The sequence below is a fragment of the Paenibacillus sp. BAC0078 genome (assembly GCF_054483875.1).
Window position 1 is genome coordinate 1 of record NZ_JBTLRW010000021.1, and the last position, 19968, is coordinate 19968.

Here is a 19968-nt window from a genome sequence, read left to right on the forward strand (position 1 = left end):
CTCAGGTCGGCTACGCATCGTCGCCTTGGTGGGCCGTTACCCCACCAACTAGCTAATGCGCCGCAGGCCCATCCTCTAGTAGCAGATTGCTCCGCCTTTCATCCTTCCTTCAGGAGAAGAAAGGAATTATCCGGTATTAGCTACCGTTTCCGGTAGTTATCCCAGTCTACAGGGTAGGTTGCCTACGTGTTACTCACCCGTCCGCCGCTAAGCTTACCCCGAAGGATAAGCTCCGCTCGACTTGCATGTATTAGGCACGCCGCCAGCGTTCGTCCTGAGCCAGGATCAAACTCTCCAATTAGGTTTTTTCGAGCGATCCTTCACCCGAATAACTTCGAGAAAAGAACCAACCGAAACGTATTAGAAAGAGCGATTCGCTCATTTTGAAACATCTGACGAGAATTAAAATTCTCATTTTGGAATCACCGAAGTGATTTCCGATACTCACTCGTTGTTCAGTTTTCAAAGATCAAGCTCGTTGCCCACGACGATGTTCTCGTCAGCAGCAACTCTTATACTATATCATGTTCGGCCGTTTAATGCAAGCTTTTTTTAATTTCTTTTTTCGAGCTCGGCATTGAACTTTCTTGGCCGGAATAAGAATATACCATGTATAGAGATCCATTGCAAGCATTTATTTAAAACTTATTTGTGCTTACACTGCATGGCCCCTTTCTTGCTTTGATATCATAGTCTGATGTGAAACTTTATTCAAGTCTTAACGTCCATAAATGTATCTTCCCCTATAAGCAAGAAGGATACGTGTTACGAAAGAGGTGACTGCTTTTTGAAGAGAGTTCACGACTTCTAGCTTCCCTTCCCTGTAAGGAGGTTAGAGTCACAATGAGCAGAAGTGTAAAGAAACACCCGGTGTGGAACGACCAGCGCTCCCCAGGTTCTGTCTGGGCTAAAAGACAAGCGAGCAAAGCCGTCCGCCGCTATACCCGCGGGATCTCTGATGGTAAATGGTACAGAAAGGTCTACTGCCCTTGGAATATCCGCGATTACAGCTTCTACAAAACCAGACAGCAGGCGATTCACGAATGGGAGACCTCTGACTGGAGAAAACTTAGAACACCCACGTTAGCTGAGGCTATCCAGAATTGGAGCAAGGATTACCGCAGGAAGTAAGCAAAAAGCTCCACCGGCAGGGAAGCGCCGGTGGAGCTTTTATCATATAGGGGTACGGTCACAGATGGATGCCGAATGTTGCGATTTCGCATGCACCTAACTGCAGATGATGTGCTGCATCTCTGGAATCCGGCAGCGGATTCGCACTCTCTTCGAGGATGCCTGTCTTGTATAGATGTTCATGGGCAAGCCCTAGCTTCAGCTCCAAGTCTGCTTGCCCGCCGCTCATGTTATACCAGCGCAGCAGGAGGTCACCGGTATGCTCGTTCATTTTCATGGAGGAAAATGCTGCTTCTGCACCTTTCCAAGTCAATGGAGAATACCCGGACGCAAGCGCTCCTGCATGTACACCTGTCTGGAAGACGGTCCACGGCGTCTGGAACTGATAAGCTTCGGCATAAGCACCTGAAGTAATCCCATCCCCAGTATGCGGAATCAGCATTAGCTGAGCGGTGTGCTCGCCGAGGCATTGCGCCTCCGGTGTCGGGAACCAGCCCCAATCCCCGAGCTCGCCCACACTGCGCAGCAAAGTAACAGCTATCGTATTGCGCCCGTCACGCAGCACTTCATATTCGTTCAGACCGAGATTGGCTACCGTCATGCCTGCCTCTGTACTGCTGACATCTACAAAAGCCTGCTGATGCTGCGTGTTGCTCGGATTAAGCCACTCTGCTGCCGGTTCGTTGTCCCGCTTGGCAATTTCGAACATGGAATCGGCATGATGCACCGCTGTTTGCAGATCTGTAGGGAACAGCATCCGCACCCGGTGATCCTTGGCCACATTATTGATCGTCGATTCAATATGCAGCCCCTTGCCTTCACGCTCCAGAGAAATAACAGTGCGAAGCTGCAAAATCACTGTTTCGCTGCTGCGCTGCGCCTTACGCTCCGGATAGTACACTAATGCGCGCTGCTCTTCATTTAGTCTGGCGTCTGCCGAGGCGGGAATTTCCCATTCATGCTTAATCTCGACAGCCGCCCGGAAAGGAGTGTCTTCAATTACAGTGATTGCTGCGTTCAACCCTTTGGTCGTCAAAGAAGTCTCGCCATCAGGCTGTCTGTACATATACTCATTGCCAATGTCCCCGGAATTCTCGTAAACACCAAGATCACGGTACACAGCTCCGCTCTGCTTGTGACTAAGGCTGAAGGAGCCATCCGCAGACACTTCCACACGGATCGCTGCGTTCTCCAGCACATGTTCACCGCTGAAGAGAGAAGCTTGCTGCCCCGCAGGAGCAACTGCTTGCTGGGTAATCCAGGCATAGGCACGCAGCCCAAGTGCCGGGACTTCAGCCGCTTCGAAGGTGAGCCTCACTCTACGGCACATGTACGGCTGGCGGAACTTGTCGTCCGGCAGATCATAGCCGAATTCCAGACCCAAATCCTTTACGGTGCACGCCAGCACATTGCCGCTGTCATCCACCAATACACGGCCGGAGAGATCGGTCTCCTGCATTCTGCGCGAGGTTTCTTCCAAGCCATAGCCTTCGCGCAGATATAAGCGGGCTGCGTCCAGTTCAACGCTGACAGTCCCCGTACGGCTCCAGCCGGTGGTATTCATCACCACGAAGGGTACAGCCTCACCACTATCCGAATATCTGTCAAAAACAGAAGTATCCACAGCATCGGCGATGAATCTGGCGCTTTCTTCTATGATGCTTTCTGCTACGTGGCGGCTTTTATCAAAACGGGTCACCATCTCGCGGTGGACCTCATCCACGCTGCAGCCGCAGATGCTGTCATGTGGATGGTTCTGCATCAGAGTCTTCCAAGCGTAGGTGAACAGGTGATGCGGATAGTCTTTGCCGGCAAGCTTGGCGATGGAGGCCAGGGGCTCGGCTACTTTTTCAAGGAGAGTCTGGCCCTTCTGGTTCATCTGCTTCAAATACACACGTGCCGAGGCCGTATTGACCAGTGTGCCCCACCCGTCAGTCCGCTGGCTGCGCAGCTCGCCGGTGACGGAAGACAGTTCACGCCCGTTATGCTCAAGATCGGAATTCAAAGCGTCCAGGTAATCCGGGAAGTTGGAATGAATAAACTCTACCTCCGGGTACAGCGCCTGTGCTGTGGAAATCGCCTCCGGCAAATCTAGCTGCAGCGGCTGATGGTCGCACCCATTCATGAATAGCAACTCGCCAGTGGAGGCATACTTCTCGGCATCTGCCAGCTTGCGGTCCCAAAACTCCCGGGCAGCAGCTTCGTCCGCCGGAACCTCATTGCCGTTGGAGTACCAGTTGGCGAAAAGAATGCCGAGGATCCGGGAGCCGTCCGGCCCTTCCCAGATCAGCTCGGAGAAGGATGATTCATAACCGCCGTCCGATACGGTATTGTTGAAGCCAGTCGGCTTGACTCCTCTGCCGAAGAAGGCGTTTTTGATGCCGGATTGGAGCATAAGCTGCGGCGTCTGACCGACGAGGCCGAAGGTATCGGGGAAGTAGCCGATTTTGGAAGGCTCGCCGTATTTCAGGGCATCCTGATGGCCAATCTGCATATTTCGCACGTTGGCTTCGCCACTCGTTAGGAAAGCATCCTGCAGAATGTACCACGGCCCAATCAGAATCCGGCCATCCCGGATGTGCCGCTCCAGACGTTCCTTGTTCTCCGGGCGGACCTGGAGATAATCCTCCAGAATAATGGTCTGCCCATCCAGATAAAAGCTGCGGAAGGCCGTACTGCTCTCCAATTTATCCAAAAGCGCATCCACCAGCTCTACCAGACGAACATGATGCTTCTCATAGGGCAAATACCATTCCCGGTCCCAGTGGGTGTGGGAAACGATATGCGCGGTTTTTTTCTTCGTCATGAATCCCATCTCTCCCCTTAAATCTTGCTTAATAATGTATTGTAATCGCAGTTTCTCCTGCTCTGTACACAGAAATCAGTTGCCCCTGCAAGTCTGCCGCAAACAGCACGGAACGTTCCTTCTCCAGCCGGAAGCTGTAGCTCATGCCAGTCACTGCGTCTCTAACCTCAATGTCAGCGTACCAGGCATATTCGGATACGAAAATATAAAGTGCTCCTCCCGCAAAATCCAGCTTGCGCCCGTAGACTCCCGGCAGGTCGCCGCCGCTGATCTACTCCAGCTCCGCAGGAATAGATGAGTGCTCCACAGCAAGCGGTACAGTTCGGTGATCGGCTCATCGTGGTCATTCAGTTCAAGCGGGAGCGGGCACCAGATAAGGCGTCCCTTGCCGAGCGGAAGATCGATTACGGTATCTCCGGATTCAAGGGAATTATTAGGCGCGGACACCTCTTTTACTTGGACTTCATCCGCTCCTCGCGCCGCACGTTGCTTAGTTCACGCGTACCAAGAATTCCTCCTAGGCGATCGGACGGTTGCCAGTAGGAGTTGAGTCCAAGTGCTCCGGTCACTACAAGCACTGTTCCAGTGCGTTCTATAAAAGCAATCAGCTGTTCCATCGCGCTATCGTCCAAATTCTGCGCACTTGGCAACAGAATCAGGTTCGGCGGCTGAGCCCCAGCGCTTCCAGGCCATATTCCGAAACCGCCCGGAATGGCAGGCGCAGCATTACTTCGGGAGCAAGGAGCCGCAGGTTCAAATACTGTCGTCTCGATTATGCCTTAATGTTATGCCCTGCTACTGTTCATTGATGCTATTCCTCAATCTCCAAAGGGAACTCCCTCATATATTTAAGCAATTCATCTACGGTGGTGAAGGCAAGGCCCGTAACGGTATCCGCACACCCGTAGTAGATAGCAATCCGTCCTGTAGCAGAATCTGTCAAAGCCGCGCAAGGGAAGGTCACATTGGGCACATCTCCCACACATTCGTACAACATTTCCGGTCCAAGAATATAATTGCGCGAACGGGCTTTCACTTTCCAAGGCTGATCCAGATCCAGGAGCGCACAGCCCATGCGGTAGACAAATCCATTACATGTGTTGATTACGCCGTGATAGATGAGCAGCCAGCCCTCGCTGGTTTCAATCGGAATAGGACCTGGACCAATCTTCTTGGACTGCCAGGCGGAGGCATCTCCATTCACCGTGCCCATCACATAGCGGTGCTTGCCCCAGAAGGTAAGATCAGGGCTTTCGCTGTAGAAAATATCTCCAAACGGAGTATGCCCGGTATCGCTTGGACGGCTAAGCATGGCATAATGCCCGTTTATCTTCCGCGGGAACAGCACGCCATTGCGGTTATACGGCAGAAAGGCGTTCTCCAATTGATGGAAAGTTTGAAAATCGGTGGTGTACGCGAGTCCGATGGTAGGCCCGTGATAGCCGTTGCACCAGGAAATATAGTAACGATCATCTATCTTGCAGACCCGGGGATCATAGCGGTATTCCCGTTTAATGACCTCTTCGTCACCTTGGAAGACAATCGGCTCATGCTGGATTGTCCAGTTCACGCCACCCTCGCTGAAGCCCGCAAAGATATCCATGCTGACCGATTTGGAATCGCAGCGGAAGACGCCGGCGAAACCATTCCCAAAGGGGACGACCGCCGAATTAAACACACTGTTGGAGTTTGGGATGGCATCCCGGTTAATGATCGGATTGGCCGAATATCTCCACACGGGTGCGTTGGTGGCTACCGGCTTCTCCTCCCAAGGGATGTTTGACAGATTTTCTCCAATAATCGTACTCATGCTCATGTCTCCTTTTCATATAAAAAAGTACCTTACTCCATCTTGTCATCAGTATCTGAAATAACTTAGAGAATTCCTTCCTGTAGCGCCCGCCAGATCAGTTGGGAAAACAGGCTGTTCGACCAGGCGAACCAGCTGCGGGTGAACACGGATGGGTCGTCCGCATGGAAGCCTTCGTGCATGAAGCCGGTATCGGCGTCCGTTGCTTCCAGCATGCTGATCACCGCCAGCTTCTCTTCCTTGGTGTCCGCCGTTATCCCTTGCATCGACAAGGCCATATGCCAGATATAGTTCTTGGGTGTGTGCGGACTGCCAATGCCTTTGGCAGCTGTTCCTTCATAATAGAAAGGATTTTCTTTACTGAGCGCAAATCGTCTGGTGTTCTGATAGATCGGATCATCGTTCTTCAAATAGCCTAGGTAAGGAATGGAGATCAGCCCCGGGGTTCCGGCATCATCCATCAGGCAGTAGTTGCCGAAGCCATCGGTCTCGTAGGCATAAATCGGGCCGAATTCAGGATGGCGGTAAATTCCGTACAGTTTAATGCCGTGATCAACCTCGGACTCCAGCTCCTTCAGCTCGGCCAGCAGATCCATGTCCCGGAAGACCCACTCGGCGAACTCCTGCATCTGGCGTAAGGCTACAACGGCAAACATATTGCCGGGAATGTTGTAGTGGAAGTCGCAGGCATCGTCACTGGAACGAAACCCGGACCAGATCATCCCGGTATAGTTCACCGGCATGCCAAGTCCGCTATTTCGCAGCGAATCCTCAGGAATACCGTTGTTACGGGTGAAGCGGTACGGTGACTGCTCGAAGTGGTGCTGCTCTTTTTTGAACACATCGATGATGGTACGCAGGGCAGACTTGAACTCTGCATTGAAGAAATCGGTCACCCCGGTTTCCTGCCAGTAGGTATACGCGAGACGCACCACGAAGCACAGAGAATCAATCTCGAATTTGCGCTCCCAGACCCATGGGGACATCTCGGTAACGTCCGTGGTGTTCCAGTGCCAGTCATTGGCATATTCGTTAAAAGCATTGGCGTACGGATCAATGTGGATGTATTGAATATGACGTTTGATCAGACCGCCGATGATGCGCTGGAGATCCGGGTCATTTTTGGCCAAAGGTACATAATGAATGACCTGCTCCACAGAGTCACGCAGCCAGGAAGCCGGGATATCTCCGGTGATGACAAAGGTGGTGCCATCCTCCATCAGCTTCGTCGTGGTCTCCAGGGTATTGGGAAAACAGTTCTTAAATAGCTGCAGCAGCTTTGGCCGGTGGGCCAGCTTCTCTTCCGCTTCGGCCAGCACCTCCTGTACGGCTTGCGGCAGTTCGAGCTTCGGCATCGGGATTTTGGGTAGTCTGAATTGTTCCAAGGAAGGTACACTCCTTATGTTCAAATAGGTAGTTTATTTCATGTAAATCGTCTTGATCTCAAAAGGAGCGAAGCACAGCTCGAATTCACCTTGGTGATGGGCTACGGGTTCAAGCTGCTGTTCCAGGGCGTTGGACAGGTACACTTCGCTAAAAGGTTGTTTCCAGCCAAGCTTCACGGCTTCGCGTCCCCCGGAGGATTCATAGAGCCGCAGAATGCTGCCCTGTCCGTCCTCGGACGGTTTCACGGTATCCAGCACAACATGCTGCCCATGGAAGCTGATTAAGGCTCCAGTGGATGGCAGTTGTCCAGTCTTCATAGTCGCTGCAATGACCGGAATTTCATGATTCAGCTCCGCTGCCTTGCGCAGCGTGTGCGCACTCCGCCAATCCCCTTCATGGGGATATAAAGAATAGGTGAAGTCATGGCTGCCCAGGTCAGCGGTGACATCCGGCCATTTCGGTGCGCGCAGCAGAGATAAGCGAATCGTGCTGGCCTGAACGTCATAGCCGTATTTGCAGTCATTCAGCAGGCTGACGCCGTAGCCATGCTCGGACACATCAGCAAAACGATGGCCGCACACCTCATACTGAGCCTGCTCCCAGCTTGTATTGCGGTGGGTCGGACGCTCAAGCGCGCCGAACGGAATCTCGTAGGTGGCTTTGTCAGCAACCACATCGACCGGGAATCCAACCTTAAGCAGCTTGTGGGCTTCATTCCATTCCACATGTGTCTTGAAGTCAATCCTGCGGTCGTTCGCATACAGGATCAAATCCTGTGTAATTTCCGATTGGCCCAGCTTCCAGCGGAATCTCAGCACATCCTGAACTTTACCGGAGTGAAGCACGTATTTCTCCACCAGTTCCGCCTCGCCAGCAGGTTGTTCTTCGTAACGGTTGTCAATGTCCCAGGCATCCCAGAGTGTCGGACGGTCATGGAAAAAGTGGAACCGGTTGGCGCGTCCGCCCGGCAACACGATTTCACGGCCTGCCGTCTTGTCGAACAGGCTGGTGATTTCGCCCCGTTCATTGAAAGCAAGGCGGTAGTGAGGGGTGTCCCAGCTATCGTTCAGGGGAGCGTATCCCGTCAACGGAGTGTGCTCCACCGCCGCCACGGCTTCAGTGGTTTCGCGTCTCAGCCATATTGTCTTATAGCCAAACGCCGGGACCTGTGGGACATGGATATAGGCTGTCTTCTGCTCCACTGGTCCGGCTGCCGACGATTCGGACACAAGATCCATCGAAAGTGAATGACCATCCTCGTCATAGGCAGTCCAGGTCAGGTCTGCCGGTGTCGCCTTAGTCGGTGCCGCCTTAGCCAGTTCCTTGCTGCTCAGTCCGCTATTGGTCAGTTCCTTACCTGCCAGTTGCATGTCCGCCAGCGCTGCATTCTCCAATTCCGTATGATCCGGCACAGTGATTGCAGCTACCACATCCCGTGCCCAGCCCAGACTGTTGAACAGCACATACGGCGTACCTTCGCCCTCTGCCGCCACCTGGCCCGCCAAGGCCTGAAGACCCGGCTGGAGCGCCGAATGTCCAAGGTTGAACACCTCGCGGTATTCCTTCTCCGAGGTCTCATAGGCTTCGGTGATCGCCGAGCCGGGGATAATATCATGGAACTGATTCAGCAGCACCAGCTTCCAGCCTTTATGGAGCTGTTCGGTGCTGCTGCTCCGTTCTTCCGGCTTCATGAAGGAAGCTGCCACTGTCTGCCACAGCTCCGCCTCGCGGTAAAGAATTTCCGCCTTACGGTTGTTCCGCTTATTGCGGCCGTGGGTGGTGTAGGTTCCCCGGTGCAGCTCCAGATACAGATCGCCGCGCCATTCCGGGAGCTTCGGCTGCCGTTCCCGGATGCCTGCGAAGAAATCAGCGGCACTGCTGATTTGGCTGGCCGGCTGGCCGACCATCAGCTCCGCCCGGCGGATATATTCCAGCATCTCGCGGGTCACGCCCCCGCCGCCGTCGCCATGACCGTAGAGCAGCATCTGCTCGTTATGGGTTTTCTTCTCGCGGAAGGATTGCCAGTGATCATGCACATCCTTCGGCAATGTATTCTCATTCACTCCATGATTGAGATAAGACAGCATGGCAGTGCCGTCAATACCGACCCAGTGGAACAGATCGTAAGGGAACACATTGGTATCATTCCAGCCGAGCTTTGTGGTCATGAAATAACGCACGCCGCCATGCCGGAGGATCTGCGGAAGCGATGCGCAGTAGCCGAAGGTATCCGGCAGCCATTCAATGTCCGAGGTTTTGCCGAATTCCTCCAGATAGAAGCGCTGCCCGTAGAGCATCTGGCGCATCAGCGATTCACCGCTCGGAATGTTCAGATCCGGCTCCACCCACATGCCGCCGACAAGCTCCCAGCGGCCTTCGCGGATTCTCTCTTTTACCTTGGCGAACAGCACGGGATCATTCTCCTTGAGATATGCGAACAACTGCGGCTGGCTCTGGGCAAATTGGTATTCAGGGTATTCTTCCATCAAGGCGTGCACGGTCGAGAAGGTCCGGCTAGTCTTGCGCACAGTCTCCCGGGCCGGCCATAGCCAGGCAATATCAATATGGGATTGGCCAACCATATGAATGGTGCCTTCCGCATTTCCGCCAATTCCCGCAATGTCTGCACGCAGCTTCTCTTCGAGGGCTGCGACAGCCTTTCCCTCACGGATTACTGCCTCAGATAAATTCAGAAATTCATCCATTACGCGGTACAAGGCTTCCAGCATCCGGGTCCGGCGCATATCCGCTTCAGGCAGCAGAATGGCCGCATCCCGGACAATGATGACACTGTACATCAAGCTCTGAACCGGAACATTCACGAGCACAAGCTCCGTGCGGATCGCCCGGATCGGCGGCTGGATCACCGCCTGCTGGTTCAGCGGGTCCACCGGCTCCGGGATCGGATCAAACAATTCAATTTCCAGCTCCAGCGGTCTTCCGTCCGGGGATGCTTCAAGCGTCACAAAGGTATGGTTCCGGTCGAGGCCCTGCCGGGATTCCCCATTGACCCTCAGCAAGCCCTCGCCTCCCGACTCAAAGATCAGACCCGCATGCTGCTGCCCCCATTCAAGAGGAATTGCAAGCGTACGGCGGAAAAAGTACGTGGTTCCCTGAACACTTGGAAACAGGCTGAAATCCCCTTCGGTATAGGGGCGTTTTCCGTCGTATTGGCCCGGCACGGTATATACCGAAGCTTGGATATCCCATTCCTCAAGCGCAAGCCGCTCCAGCCATTGCCGCTCGGACAGCTCGCGTATCAATCTTTTAATCCGCTCCATGTGAACCCTCCATTACCTCAAGCGCGGCTTCCAGCACATCATTTACATGGCTGCCGGCCAGCACCTTGAAGGCTCCCGGCTCCACGACAGGCTGAAAATCCGGGCCGATATATTGTAGTTGCTCTGCGCCGACTTCAAATTCCACAATTTTCGATTCACCCGGAGACAGCGTGATTTTGCGGAAGCCCTTCAATTCCTTGGCAGGTCTCGAAACCTTGCTGGCTACATCAGAAATATATAGTTGAACGACTTCAGCTCCTGTACGCTCGCCCGTGTTAGTCACTTGTACGGTTACCGTCGCGGTTTCACCCGCAGTGATGGACTGCGGCTCTACCTTAAGCTCAGAGTAGTTGAAGCTTGTATAGCTCAGTCCGAAGCCGAACGGGTATCGGGGCTGCGAATCCGTTTCGAGGTATCTTTTGCCCCGGGAACGCTTGCCGTTGTAGTACACCGGAAGCTGCCCGACATCCTTCGGCCAGGAAACCGTCAATCGGCCTGAAGGATTCACCTCGCCGAACAGAATATCAGCTACCGCGTGGCCGCCCTCCTGGCCTGGATACCAGGCTTCCAGAATGGCGTGGGCATGCTCCTCAATCCACGGCTCGCTTATCGGACGGCCGTTGATGTAGACCACAATCACCGGTTTGCCCAGCTTGTGAATCTCCTGCACCAGCTCCAGCTGCACACCCGAAAGGGCCAGCGAGATCCGGTCGATGCCTTCGCCGCAGTCCATATCGCTCCAGGAGTGCTCCGTAACCTTCGAGGCTCCGGTCTTCAGATCAATTGTGCCTTCGCCAAAATCGCGGGCACTGGAGCCGCCGAGCACCATCACCACGGTGTCGGCCTGCGCCGCGCAGGACAGCGCCGCTTCGAAGCCTTCTCTGGAGTCGCCCTTGATCCGGCAGCCGGGCGCGTACAGCACCCGCTCCGGCCCCAGCTTGCTGCGCACACCGTCCAGTACGGTGGCGATGCTTGCGCGCTGCTGCGGCGAGGTATAGTCGCCAAGCTGATTGTAAGGCGCATCGGCGTTCGGGCCGATGACGGCAACCTTGCCGGAGCCACTGGAGAGTGGCAGCGTGCCGGCATCATTCTTCAGCAGAATGATGCTCTCCGCCGCCAGCTTGCGGGCAAGCTCCCGGTGCTTCTCGCTGCCGATGAACTTCTCGGCTGCATCCGGATCGGCATACGGCTGCTCGAACAGGCCGAGCTTGAATTTCAGCTCCAGCACCCGCTGCACAGCGCGGTCCAGGATCTCGATAGCCAATCTGCCCGTGCGGACGGCCCCAACCAGATGCTCGCCGAACATCGCGCCCGACATCTCCATGTCGATGCCGGAGGTGATAGCCTGCACGGAAGCATCCAGTCCATCCTCGGCGACATCATGGCCGGAAGCCAGCATTTCGATAGCGCCGCAATCGGTAATTACAAGGCCGTCAAAGCCCCACGCTCCCCGGAGAATATCCTCCATGAGCGCGGTATTCGTCGTGCAGGGAATGCCGTCGATTTCGTTGTAGGCAGGCATAACAGAAACCGCGCCAGCCTCTACTGCCTTCTTGAACGGCAGGAGATCCACTTCAAGCAGCTCGCGCCAGCCCATATGCACCGGGCCGGCATTTCTGCCGCCCTCGGAGCTGCCGTAGCCGACAAAGTGCTTCAGCGTAGCGCCTACACTCTCCTGGCTGCTCAGCGATTCACCCTGCAGCCCCTCCACAGAGGCGACGGCCAGCTCGCTGATCAGATAGGCGTCTTCGCCGAAGCATTCCTCCGTGCGCCCCCAGCGGGGATCGCGCACTACATCCAGCACCGGAGAGTAGGTCACTGTACCGCCCTGACTACGGGTCTCCAGCGCCACCGCCCGGCACATCTCCCGGTACAGGTCTACATTCCAGGAGCTGCCCAGCGAGAGCGGCACCGGGAACACGGTAGCGCCAATCGCCATATGCCCGTGCGAGCATTCTTCCCCGATCAGAATCGGAATGCCCAGGCGGGAATGCTCGATGGCATAGCGCTGAATGGCGTTGACCGCCTCCGCGCCCTGGCGCGGAGACAGCCCGGTCGCCAGAGTTACACCTGTCCACGGATCGGCACGAAGCATGCCGTACAGCGAGCCGATGCCTGTCTCCGCCACCTGGCGTTTGAAATCTTCCGTAAGCGTAATGGTTCCATCTGTATGTTCATAGGCCTGCCAGCCGAAGGGCTGAACCAGTTGTGCGGCCTTTTCTTCCAAGGTCATTAGTCCCAGCAGCTGCTCCGCCCGTTCCTTGGCCGGTCTGCCCGGATCTTTATAGCTCATTTCTCCACGCCCTTTCTGCTGACACTCTTATTCTTTGACGGCCCCTACTGTAAGACCCTGAATGAAATAACGCTGGAAGAACGGATAAGCAAAAATAATCGGTCCGGTCGCAAGCACGACCATCGCCATCCGCGACGTATCCTGCGGCATGGAGCGCAGCGCCTCCAGACTGAGCGAGCTGTTGGTGGAGTTCTGCATAATAAACTGCATGCTGGTCTCGATCCGCATCAGCATTGACTGCAGCGGCACCAGGTTCGGATCATCAATATAGAGCAGCGCGTTGAACCAGTCATTCCAGTAGCCCAGGGTACTGAACAGGGCAATCGTAGCGAGACCAGGCAAGGACAGCGGCAACACAAGCGTCAGGAAAATGCGGAATTCGCCCGCGCCGTCGATTTTACCGGATTCAATGATGGCATCGGGAACGCTGGTGCTGTAGAACGTCCGCAAAATCATAATGTAAAAGGCATTGACCGCCAGCGGCATCACAAGCGCCCAGATCGAATCCTTGAGTCCCAGGAACTGCGTAACGATGATGTAGGTCGGAACGAGCCCCCCGTTGAACAGCATGGTGAAAAAGGCAAAGAACGCAAAGAAATTGCGGTATCTGAAGCTTTTACGCGAAATGGCATAGGCATAAAAAGAAATAAACAGCAGGCTGATCAGCGTACCGAGTACGGTCACGAGAATGGTTACCCCGTAAGAACGCAGCAGCATATCGCCTGACTCGAATACATATTTGTAAGCCCCGAGACTCCATTTCGCCGGAAACAGACTGTAGCCATCCCGGGCCAGCGTCCCTTCATCTGTGAAGGAAATGATCACCACAAAGATAAACGGAAAAACGCACAAAAAAGCAAAAATGCCGGCAAACAAATTGAACAGCACATTCCAGGTCTTGGAGAGCTTGTGAAAATCGCGTTCTTTTTTGACTAGTGTGGACATCTGGTTCACTCCTTTCGCCCTGATTAGAATAAGGCGCTGTCCTTGTTGAATTTGCGCACGATGAAGTTCGAAGTAATTACAAGCACAAAACCGACAACGGATTGATACAGACCTGCGGCAGTGCTCATGCCAATCTCACCTGTAGATTTGAGGCCTTGGTAGACATAGGTGTCGATAACGTTCGTAACACTGTAGAGCGTCCCGGAATTGCGGGGAACCTGATAGAACAAGCCGAAGTCGGCATAAAAGATTTTCCCGATGGCGAGCAGCGTCATAATGGTGATAATCGGGCTCAAGAGCGGCAGCGTAATGTTCTTGATCTGCTGGAACTTGCCTGCGCCGTCGATCATTGCAGCTTCATAGAGCGATTTGTCGATACCCATGATAGCGGCCAGGTAGACTACGCTGTTATAGCCAAGCGCTTTCCACAGATACACCAGTATCAGGATGAGCGGCCAGTATTTTTTCTCGGAATACCAATTGATCGGCTCTGCGCCAAAATAGCTCAGGATCTGGTTCAGCACACCGCTCTCGGAGCTGAGAAAGCTGAAGGCGAAATAGCCGACAACGACCCAGGACAGGAAATACGGCAGAAACATGCCGGTCTGATAGACCTTAGCAAGTCTTTTATTGGCGATCTCCGCCAGCACAATCGCCATCGCTACTGACAGCACAAGCCCGAGCAGAATGAAAGCTGCATTGTATAAAAGCGTATTGCGGGTGATTACGTATGCGTCGTTTGTGGTGAACAAAAATTTGAAGTTGTCCCAGCCCACCCACTTGCTGTTGATGATGCTGGCCCAGAATCCCTCACGGCTGTAGCGGTATTCCTTAAAGGCAATGACCGTTCCCACCATCGGCAGATATGAGAAAAAGAGGAACCACAGCGCGCCCGGTAGGACCATGAGCAGCATAACTTTGTTTTTGATGATATTTCGGATGAATCCGCCAACACTTTTCACGTGGAGCCCTCCTTAACTGTAAAGAAGACCGGGCAAGAGGCTTGGCACCCGCCCGATCTTCCTTAAATGAATGAATTATTTGTTGTTCGCGGCTTTCCAGGCGTCGATTTGTGTCTGTGCTTCTGCGATGATTTTATCGAGACCGGCAGCTTTGAATTTCTCAATCGCTTTTGGCAGATATTCGTCAGGATCTACGGTTCCCGTCATGAGCGGAGCCCAGAATTCTTCCTTCACGTTCTGCACAGCGGCGATTTCATTCGTCACCTTGGAGGTATCAAAGTTGAAGCCGAGCAGCGGCGCATTTACACCCGCTTCATTGAATTTCTTGAACTGATCCCATTTGTCCGCAGGGTCGCCTTCGTTCAAATAGTTGAGCATGATATTGCCCAGGGAGAAGGACGGCATATCATAGTTTTGCGCTTCAGGCAGATTCTTGATCGTAGTGTCGTTGACTTTCTCGTAATGCACGCCTTCGATACCAGAGTCCATCATGTTGCGCAGAACCGGATCGGTGTTGAGCAGGTTGAGGAATTCCATAGCTTTCTCTGGATGCTCGGAGTTGGCCGAAATCGCCTGCATCGAACCCATAACGGACCAGTTGTAAATGTAAGATTCACCGGCAGGAGTCGATACTACAGGATAACCGTAGCTTGCCGTCCACAGATTGTCAGCCATTGGCTGTGTGGTGGCGCGGTCCATGAACCATTTCCCGGATTTGTAGAGGTCATCCACGGACGTAGTTGTCGCTACTTCCGATGAGAGGTAACCTGCCTTGTAATATTTGTGTACGGTTTCAAGATTGGATTTCAGTTCAGGAGTTTCGAGAATGTTGACGATTTTATAATCTTTAGTGTCCAGATATACCGCCATTGGCATTTTTTCGATGATATAGTCAAAAGGCAGCACCGGCATAAAATCCTTCACCATCGCGTAAGGCGTGATGCCCGGCTCGTTTTCCTTGATCGTCTTGAGCAAAGGTTCAATGCTCTCCAGTGATTTCACTTTGCTGATGTCCAGCTTGTACTTGTCCACCAGTTCCTTGTTGAAGCGCCATACTTCCTGAGCCGGAAGCTCTTTGTTGGCAGGAATTGCGTAGTTGTGGCCGTCTACCTTGGAGCCTTCCAGGAAGGCAGGGTCGATGGTATCCTTGATGCCTTTGCCGTACTTGTCAATCAGGCTGTCGAGCTCCAGGAATGCGCCTTTGCGGGCATTCTGCACATAATCCAAAGCCCATGAGCTGGTAAACATGATGTCCATAGGCTCACCGGAGGCAACCTTGACCTGCATTTTCTGCGAGTAGTCACCGTAGTCGATCATGTTGACCTTGAGGGTAGCATTGATTTTTTCTTTGGTATATTTGTTGACCTCAGCCACGACCATGTCCAGGTCCTTCTGCGGCGCGCCGATGGTATACCAGATCAGCTCAACCGGCTTCTCCGAAGAAGTGTCTTTCGTTTCGGAAGCAGTGTCCTTTGTCCCGGCATTGTTCGTAGCAGCATTGTTGGAACCGCCGCCGCAGGCGCTAAGCAGCACCGAGAATGCCATCAGCGATGTCAGTAACAGGGAAAACCGTTTTCTTTTCTTGCTCATTCTTTGATAACCTCCCCTTTATTCACCTCGAATTTTGCAGGAACATCCGGAAGCCTGACCGCCGCCGCCCTCTTCAAGGATTACTTTAACTGTAGTTGATGTAAGCATTCTCAAACAGAAGCTAAACTAAATAAATCCTGTAGAAAATAAAGAAAAGAACTTGCCCGGCGAACGTCCGCTAGACAAGCCCCTTGTATTCGGTAGGTGAAATGCCCACATATTTTTTGAATTGCTTATAGAAGTATCCTGTCTCCCAGTAGCCTACTTTCCTGGCGATTTCCTGGACCTTGCAGGAGGTATAACGCAGCTCTTCCTTCGCCTTCTCGATCCGGTAGCGGTTGATATATTCCGTGAAGGTATCCCCCACCTCTTTGCTGAATAGCTGCCCCAAATATACCGGATGGATATGGAACTGCGCACCGAGTGTCTTCAGCGAAATATCCTCCGAGTAGGACTTATGGATAAAATTAAGCACCTGCTGTACGACCGGACTTTTCACATCGCGGATCAGCAGATCAATTGTAAACGCTGCCGCTTCCTTCAAAATATATATCCACTCATGGATCGACGCCGTCTCACGGATTCTGCGGAAGCCCTCCTGGTACAGCTCCGGCTCTTCTGCATGTCTGATTTCCTTGAGCTGCATCTTGAAACGGATCAGCCATTCCATGGAAAAATCCTGCAGGATTTCCGGTGTGACACCCTCCATATGCCGCAGCTGCTCAAAGCGCTCGTCAATGCGCCGCAGCAGCGCCTCCTTGTCTTTGGCCAGAATCAGCCGCTGCACCTGCTCCCAATTCTGGGTGACTTCCCGCCCGTCCGCTTCAGTACGGCTCCTTATCTCTTCATACCGGATCAAGCTCCGCTCCGGGAACAGCACGAAATATTCTTGAGCTTTCTTCGCCTGCGCATAACTCTGGGCCGCGCCCCCTTCGGTCTCCACAACGGAGCCAAGCGAGAGCCGGAGCGGCTGGAAGGAGGACAATTGTCCAATCAGCCGCTCATGGCAGCGCTCCACCTCTTCCTTCCCGCGCTGGTATTCACTTAGACCATGCAGCAGCACAGCATCTCCTTCGATATCCTGAAACAGAATGATAGAGCTGCTGCCGGCAAGCGCTTCCCCTACCGCCTTGAGGAATTCCGCACTGCCGAAGCCCGTGCCCGGGCGCAGCAATGCGGCCAGCAGCAGAGGCTTGTTCATCTGTATGCCCAGCAGCTCCGCCCGTTCGTGGAATTCCTTCGGAGCAATCTGATCTTTGAGCCAGCGGTGCATCACGTTGTCTCTTAATATCGAAATGCTATGCGCGTTCATCTCATCTTCGGCTTTGCTCATGTTGAGCTTCTCTACAGCATTGCTTAGCGTAGCCTTGAACTCTTCCAGATTAATCGGCTTGAGCAGGTAATTCTCGATGCCCAGCGTCATGCCTTCCTTGAGATAACCGAATTCATCGTACCCGCTGAGAATAATGACCTTCAGCGCCGGCTGAATCTTGCGGACGGCGCGAATCAGGTCCAGCCCGTTCATCAGCGGCATGGAAATATCGGTAATCAGAATATCTGCACGGAGCGAGGTCAGCGCTTCCAGCGCGTCCTGCCCGTTCTCCGCCCGGCCGACAATCTCCATCCCCATTCCGGCCCAATCGACGATATCGTATAGTCCTTCAATAATAAACGGTTCGTCATCCACGATGAATACCTTATACATAGGTTGGCTCCTCCTCTCCCAAATCGGGAAAACATACGGTCACAGTTGTCCCAAGACCTTCTACACTTTCTATCTGGACCCCATGCGGCGCTCCGTACAGCAGCATCATTCTCTCATGAATGCTCCGAAGGCCAAAAGACTGCGAGGAGCCGTCTGTATGCAGCAGACCACTCTGGATCTGCTGCAGCCGCTCCGGCTGAATGCCCCGGCCGTTATCCGCTACCACGGCGCGGAGAATCTCGCCTTCCTTGACCAGTTGAATAGAGATGTGATTATCGCTCCGGTCTGTTCTCATCCCGTGAAGAATATAGTTCTCCACGATGGGCTGCAGTGACATCTTCAGGACTACCCGCCCCTCCAGCTCCTTCGGACAATGCAGCTCATAGGAGAATTTGTCCTTGTACCGGATGCGGAACAGCTCCAGATACAGCCGGCAGGCTTCAAGCTCATCCTTCATAGTGTGCTTGCTCTTGGGATGGACATAGCTTTTGAACAGAACAGACAGGCTGTAGATCATCTCTCCTACATCGGGCGCCCCTTGGGAGATGGCGCGCATGCGGATTACCTCCAGTGTATTGTATAGGAAATGCGGGTTGACTCTCGCCTCAAGCGCCGAGATTTCGCTGTGCTTCTGCTTGATCTCCGCCTTAAAGACACGGTCGATATAGAGATTAAGCTCATCTAGCATATCATTGAAGCTTTTGGAGATTTGACCCAGCTCGTCTTCCTTCACATCTGTGATCCGGGCGGCAAGGTCGCCATTCTTCACCTTGCGGGTAAAGCGGATAATGTTATGCGCCCGGTAGGCGAAATTGCTGATGAACAGGGATGGCGTAATCACCGCAAACAGAATACAGATCAGGCAGATGATAATAATCATGTTGCGCAGACCTCTATAAGTCGCTGCAAGCTCCTGCTCCGGGACTGCGCTAAGCACCGTGAAGCCGCCCTGGCTGTGCGTCAGCTTCGTAATCATCATCCCGTTTACTTCTTCACCGTCTGAGAAGATCGCTTCAACCTGTTCAGGATAGGGGTATTTCTTGCCGTAGAGCTTCCCCGAGCTGTCGAACAACACATCGTTGTCCGCCGAGAGCACAACAATGTTGCCTTTGAAATCATCCTTGTAGTCGCCCATACTCTCCCAGATATGCTCCGCATCATAGAACACCAGCAATTGCCCGATATTGCGCAGCGACTGCTTGTCATTGATAGGCACCCGGATCGAGAACATGGGGGAATCCGCGAGGGATATGGTTTTGCGGACCCAGATGTTCGGAGCTGTCACGCTGCTGGCTTCTTCCAGATACAAGGCATCCGGGACAAGCGAACGCGCCGCGTTGGTGGAGATAATATTGAAATTTTTCCGTTCATTGAACACATACAACTGCTGCTTGGCAGAGCTGTAGAGCAGCAGCCTGCGTATATCCGGGTCATCCTCCATCTGATTTCGAAAGAACTGCACGCTGTCTGTAGTGATGCTGCTCTCATTCAGATACCGGTCCAGCCTGTAGGTTACATAGTCCTGATAAGGATGCTCCAGCAGATAAGATGTATTGGATGCAAGCTCACTGTCCCTGTAGACATCGCGCATCATCGTCTGCACAGCATCGTATTTATTCTGAATATAATTGTTCACGCTTTCGACGGTCCGCTTCTGGATATCCAATTGCCTCTGCACTACAGGCTGCGACATTAAGAGGAACATCAGGTAGGAGAACGTAATCGTGGTGACCACAGCTATAATGGAGAAAATCAGGATGATCTTCATAAACAGATTGTTCTTAAAATGCTTCTTATACCATTTCGGAAGCAGCATAATCTCAGATGTCCCTCCTGCTCTTGTTGCCTAATGAACTACACTTCATTATATATGTTTTGTCGGCTTTCAAGTTCAACTTATATACTTCAACAATAAGCTATGGCCTACTTACGCAAATAGGGTAAAAAATAAAGGTTTACTGTAAAAAGTAAAGGCAGGAAGCCTCCTCTATCAGTCTGTTCCATAGAATTTCATTATTTTGTAATGAGAATTGTTCTCAATTATAATATAATAGTTCTA

The 19968-nt window shown here is 53.1% G+C and carries 13 protein-coding genes and 1 rRNA gene; 1 reads left to right on the forward strand and 13 read right to left on the reverse strand.

Annotated features, from left to right (window positions below; translation table 11 throughout):
- Nucleotides 1–301, reverse strand: a 16S ribosomal RNA gene (locus ACX1DY_RS26400); the annotation flags it as partial.
- 542 nt (nucleotides 302–843) lie between these two features.
- On the opposite strand from ACX1DY_RS26400, the gene ACX1DY_RS26405 reads away from it, so the two are divergent.
- On the forward strand, nucleotides 844–1131 hold the full coding sequence (locus tag ACX1DY_RS26405; RefSeq protein ID WP_458967160.1) for a hypothetical protein: 288 nt from the start codon (nucleotides 844–846) through the stop codon (nucleotides 1129–1131).
- 58 nt (nucleotides 1132–1189) lie between these two features.
- On the opposite strand, the gene ACX1DY_RS26410 is transcribed toward ACX1DY_RS26405, so the two are convergent.
- The 12 genes from ACX1DY_RS26410 to ACX1DY_RS26465 form a co-directional block, all read right to left on the reverse strand.
- On the reverse strand, nucleotides 1190–3937 hold the full coding sequence (locus ACX1DY_RS26410; RefSeq protein ID WP_458967161.1) for an alpha-mannosidase: 2748 nt from the start codon (nucleotides 3935–3937) through the stop codon (nucleotides 1190–1192).
- Nucleotides 3938–4087: 150 nt separating this feature from the next.
- A complete protein-coding gene (locus ACX1DY_RS26415; RefSeq protein WP_458967162.1) occupies nucleotides 4088–4384 on the reverse strand; it encodes a hypothetical protein in 297 nt (98 codons plus the stop codon).
- Between the two features lie 5 nt (nucleotides 4385–4389).
- Nucleotides 4390–4554 (reverse strand): hypothetical protein, encoded by a 165-nt coding sequence (locus ACX1DY_RS26420; RefSeq protein ID WP_458967163.1) that lies wholly within the window; start codon nucleotides 4552–4554, stop codon nucleotides 4390–4392.
- A gap of 194 nt (nucleotides 4555–4748) precedes the next feature.
- Nucleotides 4749–5747 (reverse strand): glycoside hydrolase family 130 protein, encoded by a 999-nt coding sequence (locus tag ACX1DY_RS26425; RefSeq protein WP_458967164.1) that lies wholly within the window; start codon nucleotides 5745–5747, stop codon nucleotides 4749–4751.
- 65 nt (nucleotides 5748–5812) lie between these two features.
- Entirely contained in the window at nucleotides 5813–7132 is a 1320-nt protein-coding gene (locus ACX1DY_RS26430; protein WP_458967165.1) for a glycoside hydrolase family 125 protein, read from the reverse strand.
- Nucleotides 7133–7165: 33 nt separating this feature from the next.
- Complete coding sequence (locus ACX1DY_RS26435; protein ID WP_458967166.1) at nucleotides 7166–10414, reverse strand: alpha-mannosidase; 3249 nt, start codon at nucleotides 10412–10414, stop codon at nucleotides 7166–7168.
- On the reverse strand, nucleotides 10401–12707 hold the full coding sequence (locus ACX1DY_RS26440) for a glycoside hydrolase family 3 N-terminal domain-containing protein (RefSeq protein WP_458967167.1): 2307 nt from the start codon (nucleotides 12705–12707) through the stop codon (nucleotides 10401–10403). The genes ACX1DY_RS26435 and ACX1DY_RS26440 overlap by 14 nt, the downstream gene beginning before the upstream one ends.
- 27 nt (nucleotides 12708–12734) lie before the next feature.
- Complete coding sequence (locus ACX1DY_RS26445) at nucleotides 12735–13652, reverse strand: carbohydrate ABC transporter permease (RefSeq protein ID WP_458967168.1); 918 nt, start codon at nucleotides 13650–13652, stop codon at nucleotides 12735–12737.
- 23 nt (nucleotides 13653–13675) lie between these two features.
- Nucleotides 13676–14566, reverse strand: a complete 891-nt coding sequence (locus ACX1DY_RS26450) for an ABC transporter permease (RefSeq protein WP_458967236.1) — start codon at nucleotides 14564–14566, stop codon at nucleotides 13676–13678.
- 123 nt (nucleotides 14567–14689) lie between these two features.
- Complete coding sequence (locus ACX1DY_RS26455; protein WP_458967169.1) at nucleotides 14690–16204, reverse strand: ABC transporter substrate-binding protein; 1515 nt, start codon at nucleotides 16202–16204, stop codon at nucleotides 14690–14692.
- Nucleotides 16205–16382: 178 nt separating this feature from the next.
- Nucleotides 16383–17909 carry a response regulator gene (locus ACX1DY_RS26460; protein WP_458967170.1) on the reverse strand — a complete coding sequence of 509 codons (1527 nt, stop codon included), beginning with the start codon at nucleotides 17907–17909 and terminating at the stop codon, nucleotides 16383–16385.
- On the reverse strand, nucleotides 17902–19725 hold the full coding sequence (locus tag ACX1DY_RS26465) for a cache domain-containing sensor histidine kinase (RefSeq protein ID WP_458967171.1): 1824 nt from the start codon (nucleotides 19723–19725) through the stop codon (nucleotides 17902–17904). Before ACX1DY_RS26465 ends, ACX1DY_RS26460 begins: the two co-directional genes overlap by 8 nt.
- Between the last annotated feature and the right edge of the window lie 243 nt (nucleotides 19726–19968).